General features: G+C 68.5%; 12 protein-coding genes. 4 read left to right on the top strand and 8 right to left on the bottom strand.

What is annotated here, in order from left to right; all coding sequences use genetic code 11:
* The first annotated feature begins 3 nt into the window (after positions 1-3).
* From BM198_RS18460 to BM198_RS18450, 3 genes are read left to right on the top strand one after another with little or no spacing between them, the layout of a single operon-like run.
* Positions 4-750, top strand: a complete 747-nt coding sequence (locus BM198_RS18460; protein WP_044406919.1) for a 5-oxoprolinase subunit PxpA — start codon at positions 4-6, stop codon at positions 748-750.
* Positions 747-1,424 (top strand): 5-oxoprolinase subunit PxpB, encoded by a 678-nt coding sequence (pxpB, locus tag BM198_RS18455; protein ID WP_074971650.1) that lies wholly within the window; start codon positions 747-749, stop codon positions 1,422-1,424. The genes BM198_RS18460 and pxpB overlap by 4 nt, the downstream gene beginning before the upstream one ends.
* Positions 1,421-2,350 carry a 5-oxoprolinase subunit C family protein gene (locus BM198_RS18450; protein WP_139233651.1) on the top strand — a complete coding sequence of 310 codons (930 nt, stop codon included), beginning with the start codon at positions 1,421-1,423 and terminating at the stop codon, positions 2,348-2,350. Before pxpB ends, BM198_RS18450 begins: the two co-directional genes overlap by 4 nt.
* A gap of 469 nt (positions 2,351-2,819) precedes the next feature.
* Here the strand turns inward: BM198_RS18450 and BM198_RS18445 are convergent, their stop codons facing one another.
* The 8 genes from BM198_RS18445 to BM198_RS18410 all read right to left on the bottom strand — a co-directional run bounded on the left by BM198_RS18445 (position 2,820) and on the right by BM198_RS18410 (position 12,531).
* Positions 2,820-3,791, bottom strand: coding sequence for a peptide ABC transporter ATP-binding protein (locus tag BM198_RS18445; protein WP_074971649.1), 972 nt, complete (start codon positions 3,789-3,791; stop codon positions 2,820-2,822).
* Positions 3,791-4,762 carry an ABC transporter ATP-binding protein gene (locus BM198_RS18440; protein WP_044406929.1) on the bottom strand — a complete coding sequence of 324 codons (972 nt, stop codon included), beginning with the start codon at positions 4,760-4,762 and terminating at the stop codon, positions 3,791-3,793. The genes BM198_RS18445 and BM198_RS18440 overlap by 1 nt, the downstream gene beginning before the upstream one ends.
* 9 nt (positions 4,763-4,771) lie before the next feature.
* On the bottom strand, positions 4,772-5,677 hold the full coding sequence (locus BM198_RS18435) for an ABC transporter permease subunit (RefSeq protein WP_044406932.1): 906 nt from the start codon (positions 5,675-5,677) through the stop codon (positions 4,772-4,774).
* A 10-nt stretch (positions 5,678-5,687) separates the two neighbouring features.
* Positions 5,688-6,698: an ABC transporter permease subunit gene (locus BM198_RS18430; RefSeq protein ID WP_074971648.1), complete on the bottom strand. Its 1,011-nt coding sequence runs from the start codon at positions 6,696-6,698 to the stop codon at positions 5,688-5,690.
* 106 nt (positions 6,699-6,804) lie between these two features.
* The gene (locus BM198_RS18425) at positions 6,805-8,397 is read right to left on the bottom strand and encodes an ABC transporter substrate-binding protein (RefSeq protein WP_074971647.1); all 1,593 of its coding nucleotides are present in this window, start codon (positions 8,395-8,397) and stop codon (positions 6,805-6,807) included.
* Between the two features lie 44 nt (positions 8,398-8,441).
* On the bottom strand, positions 8,442-9,881 hold the full coding sequence (locus BM198_RS18420; protein ID WP_074971646.1) for an OprD family outer membrane porin: 1,440 nt from the start codon (positions 9,879-9,881) through the stop codon (positions 8,442-8,444).
* 221 nt (positions 9,882-10,102) lie between these two features.
* On the bottom strand, positions 10,103-11,704 hold the full coding sequence (locus BM198_RS18415) for an ABC transporter substrate-binding protein (RefSeq protein WP_074971645.1): 1,602 nt from the start codon (positions 11,702-11,704) through the stop codon (positions 10,103-10,105).
* A 263-nt stretch (positions 11,705-11,967) separates the two neighbouring features.
* Positions 11,968-12,531 carry a helix-turn-helix domain-containing protein gene (locus BM198_RS18410; RefSeq protein WP_044406946.1) on the bottom strand — a complete coding sequence of 188 codons (564 nt, stop codon included), beginning with the start codon at positions 12,529-12,531 and terminating at the stop codon, positions 11,968-11,970.
* Between the two features lie 330 nt (positions 12,532-12,861).
* Here BM198_RS18410 and BM198_RS18405 point away from each other — a divergent pair, with 330 nt between their 5' ends.
* Positions 12,862-14,076, top strand: a complete 1,215-nt coding sequence (locus BM198_RS18405; protein ID WP_074971644.1) for a M24 family metallopeptidase — start codon at positions 12,862-12,864, stop codon at positions 14,074-14,076.
* Positions 14,077-14,129: the final 53 nt, after the last annotated feature.

The following is a 14,129-nucleotide window of genomic DNA, read 5'->3' as shown; positions in this document are numbered from 1 at the left end:
GCGATGAAAAATCGAATCCTGCTGAACTGCGACATGGGCGAAAGCTTCGGCGCCTGGACCCTGGGCGACGACGAACACGCCATGCCCCTGGTGGACCAGGCCAACCTGGCCTGCGGTTTCCACGCCTCCGACCCCCTCACCATGCTCAACACCGTCGAACTGGCGGTGGACCATGGCGTCACCATCGGCGCCCACCCGGCCTACCCGGACCTGGTGGGCTTCGGTCGGCGTCGCATGGAGCTGTCCCCCGAGGAGGTGCGCGCCGTGGTGCTGTACCAGATCGGCGCGCTGGACGCCTTCTGCCGTGCCGCCGGCACCCAGGTCGCCTACGTCAAGCCCCACGGCGCCCTGTACAACGACCTGGTGCGCAACGACGCCCTGCTCGAAGCGGTGCTCGACGCCTGCGCCAGCTACCGCAAGGGCCTGCCGCTGATGGTGCTGGCCCTGGCCGACAACCGCCGCGAGCTGCAACTGGCCGATGCCGCCGACGTGCCGCTGATGTTCGAAGCCTTTGCCGACCGCGCCTACCTCTCCGACGGCCAGCTCGCCCCCCGGCGCCTGCCCGACGCGGTGCACCGCGACCCCGAGCAGATCATCGACCAGGCGGTGGCCATCGCCCGCGGCGAGTCCTTCCCCGACATCGACGGCAAGCCGTTGCAACTGGTGGCCGACAGCCTCTGCGTACACGGCGACAACCCCGAGTCCCTGGCGGTGCTGCGGCGCCTGCGAGCCCACCTGGACGCCTCATGATCCGCCTTGAGCCGGTCGGCACCGAAGCCGTGCTGCTGGTGCTGGCCGACACCCCGGACGACCACCTGCCGCTGCGCATCGCCCGGCTTGCCGAGGCCATCCGCCAGCGGCTCGGCCCGCAGCTCCGCGAGCTGGTGCCGGGCTGGACCACCCTGCTGCTGCACTACGACCTGCTGCTGACCGACCCCGCACGGCTGGCCGCCGACCTGGCGCCGCTGCTGGAGCAGTGGCAGTCGGCCCCGTCGCCTGACGAGCAAGGACGTTTGCACCGCCTGCCGGTCTGGTACGGCGGCGAGGACCTGGGCGCGGTGGCGGAGGCCTGCGGGTTGCGCCCCGGCCAGGTGATCGACCTGCACTGCGCGGTGGAATACCGCGTCGGTGCCATCGGGTTCGCCCCCGGCTTTGCCTACCTGGGCGGACTCGACGCCCGGCTCGCCCTGCCGCGCCGGGCCACCCCACGCACCCAGGTTCCTGCCGGCAGCCTGGCCATCGCCGAACGGCAGACGGCCATTTATCCACAGGCCTCCCCGGGCGGCTGGCACCTGCTGGGCCTGTGCCCGCAGCGCCTGTTCGACCCCACCCAGGCGCCGCCTTGCCCGCTGGCGCTGGGGGATCGGGTGCGCTTCGAGCCCATCGACGAGGCCACCTACCGCCGCGAGTGCGTGGCGCCATGAGCGGCCTGCGCATCATCAAGGCCGGGCCGCTGAGCCTGCTGCAGGACGGCGGCCGGCATGGCTGGCAGCACCTGGGCGTGTCCCCCTCGGGCCCCATGGACCGCCACGCTGCGGCCTGGGCCAACCGCTTGCTGGAAAACGCTCCGACGGCGCCGCTGCTGGAGATCGCCCTGGGCGGTGTCGAGCTGGAAAGCCTCGGCGACACCTGGCTGGCCCTCTGCGGGGCGGAGCTGCCCATCCAGCTGGACGGTGTGGTGCGGCCGAACTGGTCGCGCTTCCGCATGCGCGCCGGGCAGCGCCTCCGGCTCGGCTTTGCCCGCAGCGGCCAGCGCGCCTACCTGGCCATTGCCGGTGGCTTTCGCGTCGAGCCGGTGCTGGGCAGCGTCGCCTGCCAGGCCCGCGAAGGCCTGGGCGGGCTGGACGGCCGGGGCGCTCGCCTGGCCGACGGCGACCTGTTGCCGGGCGGGGGCGGGCAGTTCGCCCGTGGCGCCAGCGTCCCCTGGCCCTGGCAGCCGGACTACCGCGCCGAACGCCCGTTGCGGGTGATGCTGGGCGGTGACGCCGCGCTGTTCACGCCCTCCGACGTGCAGGCCTTCTTCGCCCAGCCCTGGCAGCTCAGCCCGCAATCCGACCGCATGGGTGCCCGCCTCAAGGGCGAGCCGCTGAGCCCGCCCAAGCGCCAGTGGTCCCTCGGCGTGGTGCGCGGCACCGTGCAGGTGCCGGCGGACGGGCAACCGATCATCCTCCAGGCCGACCACCAGACCATGGGCGGCTACCCCATCCTCGGCTGGCTCCACCCCCGCGACTGCGACCGCCTGGCTCAATGCAGCGCCCACCAGACGCTGCGCTTCGAGCCTGTGGATATCCCCACCGCCCAGGCCGACCTGCGCCAGTTCCGCCGCTTCTTCGAATCCGCAAAACAGTAGGGTGGGCCGGGCGGCGTTCCGCTTCAGCCCACCATCTCCCCGCCCTGGGCGCCGCCCCTAGGATGCGGTGAGCCCGGCGAACCGCATCAATCCCGGCTCGCCCAGGCAACGATGGGCTTCGCACCGCTCAGCCCATCCTACGGTTGCCGCCGTCGTACCTGTTGAGCATCGATTCGTAGCCGTAGCCCGGACTTCAGTCCGGGGAGGGGAATCCCGGGCTGAAGCCCGGGCTACAAGGCTGTGCTTCAGCCCACCGTCCACACATCCTGCGCCGGGCACGGTCCGTAGGATGCGGTGAGCTCGGCGAACCGCATCAATCCCGGCCACCAGGCAACGATGGGCCTCGCACAGCTCAGCCCATCCTACGGTTGCCGCAGTCGTACCCGTTGAGCACCGGTTCGTAGCCGTAGCCCGGACTTCAGTCCGGGGAGGGGGATTCCCCGGCTGAATCCGGGCTACAAGGCTTGTGCTAGAGGGCGATGCTCTCGGCGTGGTGGCAGGCCACCTGGCGGGCGTCGAGCAGGCGCAGTTCGGGGACTTCGTTGCGGCAGCGCTCGGTGGCGTGGGGGCAGCGCTTGTGGAAGGCGCAGCCGGGGGGCGGGTCCAGCGGGTTGGGCAGCTCGCCGACGATCTTGATCTTCGGTTTGGCCGGGTCCGGGTGGATCGCCGGGGTCGCCGAGAGCAGGGCGCGGGTGTAGGGGTGCAGCGGGCGCTCGTAGATCAGCTCCTTCGGCCCCATCTCCGCCGGGCGACCGAGGTACATCACCAGCACGTCGTCGGCCACGTGGCGCACCACGGCGAGGTTGTGGGAGATGAACACGTAGCCGGTGTTGAAGCGCTCTTGCAGGTCCATGAACAGGTTGAGCACCTGGGCCTGGATGGACACGTCCAGCGCCGAGGTGGGTTCGTCCGCCACCAGCACCTTGGGGTTGAGCATCATGGCGCGGGCCAGGGCGATGCGCTGGCGCTGGCCGCCGGAGAACATGTGCGGGTAGCGCTGGTAGTGCTCGGGGCGCAGGCCCACCTGCTGCATCATCGCCTGCACCTGCTCGCGGCGTTCGGCGCTGGAGAGGCCGGTGTTGATCACCAGCGGCTCGGCCAGCTGGTCGCCGATCTTCTGCCGGGGGTTGAGCGAGGCGTAGGGGTTCTGGAACACCATCTGCACGTCGCGGCGCAGCTGCTTGCGGTCCTCGCTGCTGGCGCCGGCCACTTCGCGCCCGGCGATCTGCAGGGAGCCGGAGCTGGGCTCCTCGATCAGGGTCAGGGCGCGGGCCAGGGTGGACTTGCCGCAACCGGATTCGCCGACCACGGCCAGGGTCTTGCCGGCGTCGAGCTGGAACGACACGCCGTTGAGGGCGCGCACGGTGGCGTGGCCCTTGAACAGGCCACGGGACACGGAGTAGTGACGGGTCAGGTCACGGGCGGTCAGGACGGCACTCATCAGGCCACCTCGTCGAAATTGAGCGGGAAGTAGCAGCGCACGGCGCCGTGTTCGTAGGCGTCGAGGCTGGGGCGGCGTTCCTTGCAGCTGGCCTGGGCGTAGGGGCAGCGCGGCGACAGCAGGCAGCCCTGGGGCCGGTCGTAGCGGCCGGGGACGATGCCGCGCAGGGTCTCCAGGCGCGGCTTGCCGACGCTGTGTTCGGGAATGGCCTTGAGCAGCGCCTCGGTGTAGGGGTGCGCCGGGGCGTCGAACAGGCGCGGCACGCTGCCCACCTCCACGGCCTGGCCGGCGTACATCACGCAGACGCGGTTGGCGGTCTCGGCGACCACGGCCAGGTCGTGGGTGATCAGCACCAGGCCCATGCCCTGCTCGCGCTGCAGGTTCAGCAGCAGGTCCATGATCTGCGCCTGGATGGTCACGTCCAGGGCGGTGGTGGGTTCGTCGGCGATCAGCAGCTTGGGCTCGGCGGCGATGGCCATGGCGATGGCCACGCGCTGGCTCATGCCCCCGGAGAGCTGGTGCGGGTAGGCGTCGAGGCGGCTTTCGGCGCCGGGGATCTCCACCCGCTCCAGCAGTTCGCGGGCTCGCTGGCGGGCGGCACGGCCCTTGAGGCCGAGGTGCTGGCGCAGCACTTCCTCGATCTGGAAGCCCACGGTGTAGCTGGGGTTGAGGGCGGTCATCGGGTCCTGGAAGACCATCGACAGGTCCTTGCCGACGATGTGCCGGCGCTGCCGGCCCTTGAGGCGCAGCATGTCGGTGCCGTCGAACTGCATCTGGTCGGCGGTGATCCAGCCGGGGGCGTCGATCAGGCCCATCAGGGCCATCATGGTCACCGACTTGCCGGAGCCGGACTCGCCGACGATGGCCAGCACTTCACCGGCATTCACCTGCAGGTCGAGGCCATCCACCACGGGCACGGCGCTGAGGTCGCCGAAGCGGACGCAGAGGTTCTTGATATCCAGAAGGCTCATGGGGGCTCCTCAGGCGGCGTTCTTCAGTTTGGGGTCGAGTGCGTCGCGCAGGCCGTCACCCATCAGGTTGATGGCCAGCACGCTGAGCAGGATGGTCAGGCCGGGGAGGGAGACGACCCACCAGGCGCGCTCGATGTAGTCGCGGGCCGAGGCCAGCATGGTGCCCCACTCGGGGGTGGGCGGCTGGACGCCGAGGCCGAGGAAGCCCAGGGCGGCGGCGTCGAGGATCGCCGAGGAGAAGCTCAGGGTGGCCTGCACGATCAGCGGGGCCATGCAGTTGGGCAGCACGGTGACGAACATCAGCCGCAGCAGTCCGGCGCCGGCCAGGCGCGAGGCGGTGACGTAGTCACGGTTCAGCTCTACCATCACGGCGGCGCGGGTCAGGCGCACGTAGGAGGGCAGCGAGACCACGGCGATGGCGATCACGGTGTTGATCAGCCCTGGGCCGAGGATGGCGACGATGGCCACCGCCAGCAGCAGCGAGGGCAGGGCCAGCATGATGTCCATCAGGCGCATGATCGAGGGGCCCATCAGGCGCGGGAAGAACCCTGCCAGGAGGCCCAGGAAGATCCCCGGGATCAGCGACATCAGCACCGAGGCCACGCCGATCAGCAGCGACAGCCGGGCGCCGTGGATCAGCCGCGAGAGCAGGTCGCGGCCCAGCTCGTCGGTGCCGAGCACGAAGCGCCACTGGCCGCCGTCCAGCCAGGCCGGCGGGGTCAGCATGGCGTCGCGGAACTGCTCGCTGGGGTCGTAGGGGGCGATCCAGGGGGCGAACAGCGCGCAGACGATGATCAGGATCATGAAGGCCAGGCCGCCGACGGCGCCCTTGTTGTGGCAGAAGCTCTGCCAGAACTCCTTCAGCGGCGAGGGGTAGAGCAGGGCCGGCTCGACCGGGGGCTGGGCGATGGTCATGGTCGGCTCCTCAACGTTGATGACGGATGCGGGGATTGGCGAGGCCATAGAGGATGTCCACCACGAAGTTGACCAGGATGACCAGGCAGGCGATCAGCAGGATGCCGTTCTGCACCACGGGGTAGTCCCGCGCGCCGATGGACTCGATGAGCCATTTGCCGATGCCCGGCCAGGAGAAGATGGTTTCGGTGAGCACGGCGCCCGCCAGAAGGGTGCCCACCTGCAGGCCGAACACGGTGAGCACCGGGATCAGCGCGTTGCGCAGGCCGTGCACGAACACCACGCGGGTCGGCGACAGGCCCTTGGCGCGGGCGGTGCGGATGTAATCCTCGCGCAGCACTTCGAGCATCGCCGAGCGGGTCATGCGGGCAATCACCGCCAGGGGGATGGTGCCCAGCACGATGGCCGGCAGGATGAGGTGCTTGAGGGCGTCGACGAAGGCGCCTTCCTCGTCGGAAAGCAGGGTGTCGATGAGCATGAAGCCGGTTTTCGGCTCGATGTCGTAGAGCAGGTCGATGCGCCCGGAGACCGGTGTCCAGCCCAGCCAGACCGAGAAGAACATGATCAGCAGCAGGCCCCACCAGAAGATCGGCATGGAGTAGCCGGTGAGGGAGATGCCCATCACCCCGTGGTCGAACAGCGAGCCGCGCCGCAGGGCCGCCAGCACGCCGGCCAGCAGGCCGAGGGTGCCGGCGAACAGCAGGGCGGCCAGGGCCAGTTCCAGGGTGGCGGGGAACAGCGTGAGGAACTCGTGCCAGACGCTCTCGCGGGTGCGCAGCGACTCGCCCAGGTCACCCTGGGCCAGCTTGCCGATGTAGGTGAGGTACTGCTCGTACAGGGGCTTGTCGAGCCCCAGGCGGACCATGGCCTGGGCGTGCATTTCGGGATCGACGCGACGTTCGCCCATCATCACTTCCACCGGGTCGCCTGGAATCAGGCGGATCAGCGCGAAGGTCAGCAGGGTGACGCCGAAGAAGGTGGGGATCAGCAGCCCCAGTCGGCGAGCAATGAAACTGAGCATCTCGGTGATTGACTCCTCAGGTATCACGCCCGCTTCCGTGGGTAACGGTGGGCGGGCGTCGTTCTTGTTGTCGGGTGTCGCGGCAGCGGGTGCCGCGACAGTGCCGTTACTTCACCCGGGTGGTGGCGAAGTGGTTGTTGGACAGCGGGCTGATCACGTAGCCCTCGACGTTGCTGCGGCGCACGTTGAACAGCTTAGGGTGCGCCAGCGTAATCCACGGGGCTTCGCGGTGAAAAACCACCTGGGCCTGTTCATAGAGCTTCGCCCGCTCGGCAGGTTCGCTGACGCTGCGGGCCTTCTGCATCAGGGCTTCGAACTCGGGGTTGCACCAGCGCGCCTGGTTCTCCCCCGACTCGGCTGCCGCGCAGGACAGGTTGGGGCTGAGGAAGTTGTCCGGGTCGCCGTTGTCGCCGGCCCAGCCCAGCAGCACCAGGTCGTGCTCGCCGCCCTTGGAACGCTTGAGCAGTTCGCCCCATTCCAGGGAGCGGATGGTCATCTGGATACCGGCCTTGGCCAGGTCCGCCTGCATCATCTGTGCCGCCAGCGCCGGGTTGGGGATGGTGGGCGAGGTGCCGTTGCGGATGAACAGGGTGATCTTCAGGTCCTTCACCCCGGCTTCGGCCAGCAGGGCGCGGGCCTTCTCCGGGTCGTGCGCCCAGTCCTGCACCTGGTGGTTGTAGCCCAGCAGGGTCGGCGGGTAGGGGTTGACCGCGACGCTAGCGTTGCCGGCACCGAACACGGCCTGGATCATCGCCTGCTTGTCCACGGCGAGGTTGATGGCCTGGCGCACGCGGGCGTCGTCCAGCGGCTTGTGCTGGGTGTTGATGGCGACGTAGGTGGTCAGCAGCGCGTCGATCTCGTCCACCGCCAGGTTGGGGTTGCTGCGCACGCCGGGCACGTCTTCCGGCTTGGGGTAGAGGGCGATCTGGCACTCGCCGGCGCGCACCTTCTGCAGGCGCACGTTGGGGTCGAGGGTGATGGCGAACACCAGGTTGTCGATCGGCGGCTTGCCGCGGAAGTAGTCCGGGTTGGCCTTGTAGCGCACTTGGGCGTCCTTGGCGTAGCGGCTGAACACGAAGGGGCCGGTGCCGATGGGCTGCTGGTTGAGCTGGTTGGTCTTGCCGGCCTTGAGCAGCTGGTCGCCGTACTCGGCGGAATAGATGGAGGCGAAGCCCATGGCCATGTCGGCGAGGAAGGGCGCCTCGGGGCGGCTGAGGGTGAAGCGCACGGTGAGGTCGTCGACCTTCTCCACGGACTTGATCAGCTCGCGCATGCCCATGGCGTCGAAGTAGGCGTAGCCGCGCTGGGCCGACTCATGCCAGGGGTGCTTGGGATCGAGGGCGCGCTGGAAGCTCCAGAGCACGTCGTCCGCAGTCAGGGTGCGGGTGGGGGTGAAGTAGTCGGTGGTGTGGAACTTCACCCCCGGGCGCAGGTGGAAGGTGTAGACGGTGCCGTCGGGGCTGATGTCCCAGCGTTCCGCCAGGGCCGGTTCCAGCTCGGTGGTGCCGGGCTTGAAGGCCACCAGGCGGCTGAACACCGTTTCGGCGGAGGCGTCGGCGGTTACCGCGCCGGTGTACTGGACGATGTCGAAGCCTTCCGGCGCGGCTTCGGTGCAGACCACCAGGTTGGCCGCCTGGGCCAGCGGGGTGCCGGCGGCCAGGGCCACCAGCAGGGGCAGGGTACGGAGCGTCATGCGCATGTGAGTCTCCTTGTGGGGCGCCGCTGGGCGGCGCCCGTCTCAATCTAGAGCAGGTCGAAGGGGAAAGTGCTGACCACGCGCAGTTCGTTCACGCTGCCGTCGATCTGCTGCTTGCTGGCCTTGTGGGACATGTAGGTGACCTTGAAGGTGCTGTCCTTGATGGCCCCGCTCTGCACCTTGTAGGCCGCCATCAGCCCGTACTCGTGGTGGCGTTCGTCGTCCATGCCGCGCACTTCGACGTAGTTGCCGTAGGCGCCGTTGCGATCACCGTCGTAGTGGGTGCCGTCGATGTCCCAGCCCTTGGCGTACCAGGCGGTGGTGGACAGGCCAGGGACGCCGAAGTAGCTCCAGTCGGTCTCGTAGCGGATCTGCGCGGACTTCTCGTTGGGGCCGTTGTAGTCCGAGAGCAGGGAGTTGGCCAGGTAGATGGCCGCCGTTTCGTGGACGTAGTCGAAGTACTCGTCGCCGTCGATCTGCTGCCAGGCCAGGGTCAGCGCGTGGGCCTGGTGGGCGAGGGTGAATGCCAGGCTCCAGGCGTTGTTGTCGATGTAGCCGGCCTTGCGCGAGCCGGTGTCGCGGGTGCGATAGCCGTTCAGCGCGGTGCGCAGGGAAAGGTTTTCGCGGTCCCCCAGGGTGTGGGTGATGCCCAGGTAGTACTGGTCCCAGATGTCTTCGAAGCGGCCACCGTAGGCGGCGATCTCCAGGCTCTCCAGCGGCTTGTAGTTGCCGCCCAGGTAATGCATGTGCTCGCCCTTCACTTCGCGGGTGCCGTACTCGGTGGTGAAGGCTTCGTCGCCTGAGCCGGTACGCGGGCTGACGCGGCGGAAGCTGCCGGCCTGCAGGGCCAGGTTGTCCAGCTCTTCGCTGGTGATGGCGTAGCCGGTGAAGCTGGAGGGCAGGGCGCGGTTGTCGAAGTAGCTGAATACCGGGGTGTCCACCTGGAAGCGGCCGGCCTTCAGCTCGGTGTTGGAGACGCGCAGGCGCACGTTGGCGATGCCCAGCTTGGACCACTCCTCCACGCCGTGGCCGTTGCTGTCGGCCAGGGTGCGGTTGCCGCCACCGCCGATGCGGCCCTTGCCGCGTTCCAGGTTGATGGCGTTGAACGCGGCGACATCGAGGCCGAAGCCGATGGTGCCCTGGGTGTAGCCGGAGCTGTACTTGAGCTGGGTGCCTTGCACCCATGCGCGGCGGCTGTGGGTGCGCTGTGGGCCGTCATCCTTGGGGATGGTGAAGCCGAAGCTGTCCTTCATCTGCTCGCGGGCGGCGAAGTTGCGGGTGCTGAGGGTCAGGCTCTGCCCCTCGATGAACCCGGTGGCGCCGGCCTGGCCCTTCACCGGCTTGTCCACCGCCGGGATGTTCTGTACCTGGGCGGCGTAGCTGGGATTCTCCGGCACCGGTGGCATGGGCTGTTCCTCGGCCCCTGCCGCGCCGGTGGCGGCCAGCAGGGCCAGGGCCAGGGTCGCTCGGGAATGGTCTTTCTTCATGTCGTTCGCTCCTTTGTTGTTATTGCTTCGCTTTGAAGCAAGGAGCGCTGGCGCGGACTGCCGTCGTCATCGGGCAAGCCGGTGACGTCGCACGCAAGCGCAGCTTCCTTGCGGACTCGTTGGGGCAGGTATGAAAAAAGGTCTCCTCCGCTCTGCGGCGGATGGAGGGGTGGGTCACGGAAGACCGGGGCCTGGCGGGGGCAGCCGCCAGGCCCCTGTGCTCACGGGGCGTTGGCCACGCCGTAGAAGGAGTTGGTGGAGAACGGGCTGATGCGGAAGCCCTCCACGCTCCGGCTCATGGGCTGGTAGACGGTGGAGTGGGCGATGGGGCTGATCGGCACCTGGTTGTGCAGGCGCTGCTGGGCCTGTTTGTACAGCTCGGTGCGCTGGGCCTGGTCGGTGCTGGCCTTGGCCTGCTTGACCAGCTTGTCGTAGTCGGCGTCGCACCACTTGGAGACGTTGTTGCCGTTGACCGAGTCGCAGCCGTAGAGGGTGCCGAGCCAGTTGTCCGGGTCCCCGTTGTCGCCGGTCCAGCCGAACAGCATGGCGTCGTGCTCGCCGGCGTGGGCGCGCTTGATGTACTCGCCCCACTCGTAGGTGACGATGCGCGCCTTGACGCCGACCTTGGCCCAGTCGGCCTGGATCATCTCGGCCATCAGCCGCGCGTTGGGGTTGTAGGGGCGCTGCACGGGCATGGCCCAGAGGGTGATCTCGGTGCCTTCGGCGATGCCGGCGGCCTTGAGCAGTTCCTTGGCCTTCTCGGGGTTGTACTCGCTGCCCTTGATGGTCTCGTCGTAGGACCACTGGGTCGGCGGCATGGCGTTGACCGCCAGTTGCCCGGCGCCCTGGTAGACGGCCTCGATGATGGCTGGCTTGTTCACCGCCATGTCCAGCGCCTGGCGCACCTCCACCTTGTCGAACGGCGGGTGGGTGACGTTGTAGGCGATGTAGCCGAGGTTGAAGCCGGGCTGCGAGGGCACCTGCAGGCGCGGGTCTTGCTTGAGGCCCGCGATGTCGGCCGGGCGCGGGTTGAGGGTGATCTGGCACTCGCCGGCCTTGAGCTTCTGGGCGCGCACGGAGGCGTCGGTGTTGATGGCGAAGATCAGGTTGTCGATCTTCACATCCTCGGGCTTCCAGTAGTCCTTGTTGCCGGTGAAACGGATCTGCGCGTCCTTCTGGTAGCGCTTGAACACGAACGGGCCGGTGCCGATGGGCTTCTGGTTGAGCAGCTGCGGCGTGCCGGCCTTGAGCAGCTGGTCGGCGTACTCGGCCGAGTGCACGGCGGCGAAGGGCATGGCCAGGTTCTGGATGAAGGCGGCGTCCACCTGGTTGAGGGTGAACTTGACGGTGTGGTCGTCCAGCTTCTCGACCTTGGCGATGTTCTTGTCCAGGCCCATGTCGGTGAAGTAGGGGAACTCGCTGGGGTAGGCCTTACGGAACGGGTGGTTCCTGTCGAGCATGCGCTGGAAGGTGAACAGCACGTCGTCGGCGCTGAACTCGCGGCTGGGCTTGAAGTACTCGGTGGTGTGGAACTTCACGCCCGGGCGCAGGTGGAAGGTGTAGGCCAGGCCGTCTTCGGAAACGTCCCAGGACTCGGCCAGCGCCGGCCCGGCACGGGTGCTGCCGCGCTCGAACTGCACCAGGCGGTTGAAGAGGGTTTCCGCCGTGGCGTCGAAGTCGGTGCCGGTGGTGTATTGGCCGGGGTCGAAGCCGGCGGGGCTGCCTTCAGAACAGAACACCAGGTTGCTGGCGGCGGAGGCGAAGGAAGTGCCGAGGAGCAGGCCGGCAGCGAGCAGGGCCTGGACGAGGGTGTTCTTGGGCATGCGGGACCTCGATTGTTCTTTTTCTGAGGGCGTCACGGGCTCGCGGCCTTATGGACCGGGCACGTGCTCGGTACAACCCGCTGCGTTCCGGTCCCGGGGTCAGGTGGCCGGCCCTGTGCAGCGGTGAGTGCCCTGGCCGGGGCTCCTTGCCCAACGCCAAAGCGTGGCCGAAATTAAGTCATGCTGAAAAAGTGGTCAACAGAAATTAAGCAAGACTTACATTCAGGCGTCACCGGGCGTCGCATCGTGGTAAATGCGAGAGGTCAGGAGGCGTTGCGGTCGTCGAACAGCGGCATGGTGGTGACGGTCAGCACCTCGGCCACGTTCTCGCCGACGTTGGCCAGGCAGTGGGTCTTGCCGGCGTCGAAGTGCACCGAGTCGCCGGCAGCGAGCGGGTACTGGCGACCGTCGATGGTGTAGACGATCTGCCCGGAGAGCACATAGGCGAACTCCGAGCCCTCGTGGGCGATCAGCTCCGACTGGTAGCCCACCGGCATGTTCATCTTCACCGCGTTGAGCAGGTTGCCGGGGAAGGAGGTGGACAGGCGCTCGTAGGCCAGCGGCTGGCCCTCGATGGTGTAGCGCACGCGCTCGTTCTGGTGGGAGTCTGGCTGGGGCTGCGGCGGCTGGTCGAACAGCGCGTTCATCGGTACGCCGAGGGACTTGGCGATGTTGGCCAGGGAGGAGATGGACACGCCCGTCAGGTTGCGTTCGGCCTGGGAGAGAAAGCTGGCGGTGAGCCCCGATTCGGCGGCGACCTGGTTGAGGGTCTTCTTCGCGGCACGCCGGTAGCGGCGCAGGCGTTCTCCGATGCGGTCGACGGACATGGCGGGTGCTCTGGTGACGGGAGGCGGCCAGTATACCGAGCGGTGCGGCGGGCGGCAGTCCCGGCGCAAGCGCCCGGGCCACCGGCTTGTGGCCGGCGGTGGGCACGGTACCGCGCAAGGGAAGGGTGGAGCTGCCGGGCGATCGTGTCGCCGGGCCTGCGCAGCATAGTGGCTGAAGCTGTCGGGAAGCTGTCAGCGAAAGGTCGAATGGCGCGCGCGTCGTGCATCGGTGGTCATAAAATTAAGTCACACTTAAAAAATCCTTTGACCGCCTCGTTCAGCCTCCCTTAAATTCCGCCGCCGGATTGTCAGACAAGCGAGGACCACGGGATGACCAGGGGTGTAGGCGGCAGCACGCCAGAGGCGGCGCTCGCCCAGTTGCACGACATGACTGCCGGCGCACGGCCCATCGAGGCGGCGGAGTACCACGCACGCATCGCCCGCGCCCAGCGCTTCATGGCCGAGCAGGGCATCGGCGCGTTGTACCTCCATGCCGGGGCCAACCTGCGCTACTTCACCGGCGTGCAGTGGCACCCCAGCGAACGCCTGGTGGGCGCGCTGCTGCCGGCCGTGGGCGAGCTGGAATACCTTGCCCCGGCCTTCGAGGAAGGCACCGTGCGCGGCTTCCAGGTGGTGCCGGGCGCCATCCGCACCTGGCAGGAGCACGAGTCCCCCTACCGCCTGCTGCTGGATCGCCTGGCCGCCCTGGGCCTGGCCGACGACGCCTGCGTGGCGCTGTGCCCGAGCCTGCCGTTCTTCATGTTCGACGGCCTGCGCAATGAGTCGCCGCGCTACCGCTTCATCGACGGCGGCCGCGTCACCCAGCACTGCCGGGCTCGCAAGTCCGCCGCCGAAATCGCCCTGATGCAGCGCGCCAAGGACATGACCCTGGCCGTGCACAAGGCCGCCGCCAGCATCCTCCGCGAGGGCATCACCCCGGCCGAGGTGGAGGCCTTCATCCACCAGGCCCACCGCCGCGTCGGGGCCAGCGGCTCGTACTTCTGCATCGTCCTGTTCGGCGCCGATAGCGCCTTCCCCCACGGCGTGGCCCAGCCCCGGCCATTGCGGGACGGCGACATGGTGCTGATCGACACCGGCTGCCGCCTGCACGGCTACCTCTCGGACATCACCCGCAGCTACGTCTTCGGCACCCCCAGCCCGCGCCAGCGTGCCCTGTGGGACGCCGAGAAGCGCGCCCAGTTGGCCGCCTTCGACGCTGCCCGCCTGGGCGCCCCCTGCGAAGCGGTGGACGCCGCCGCCCGACGCTCCCTGGAGGCCGACGGCCTCGGCCCGGACTACCAGCTCCCCGGCCTGCCGCACCGCACCGGGCACGGCATCGGCGTGGAGATCCACGAAGGCCCCTACCTGGTACGCGGCGACGCCACGCCCTTGGCACCAGGCATGTGCTTCAGCAACGAACCGATGATCTGCGTGCCCGGCGAATTCGGCATCCGCCTGGAAGACCACTTCTACATGGCCGAAGACGGCCCGCGCTGGTTCACCCAGCCGAGCCACTCCATCGACGACCCGTTCGGGTTGGCCTGAGGCGCTGGCCGGGAGCGGCGTGTCCTAACGGGATAGGTCCTCGAAGCTGCTGC

Origin of the sequence: Metapseudomonas otitidis, from assembly GCF_900111835.1 — a bacterium.
Taxonomy (GTDB): domain Bacteria; phylum Pseudomonadota; class Gammaproteobacteria; order Pseudomonadales; family Pseudomonadaceae; genus Metapseudomonas; species Metapseudomonas otitidis.
This window is presented reverse-complemented; position numbering and strand designations above follow the sequence as displayed.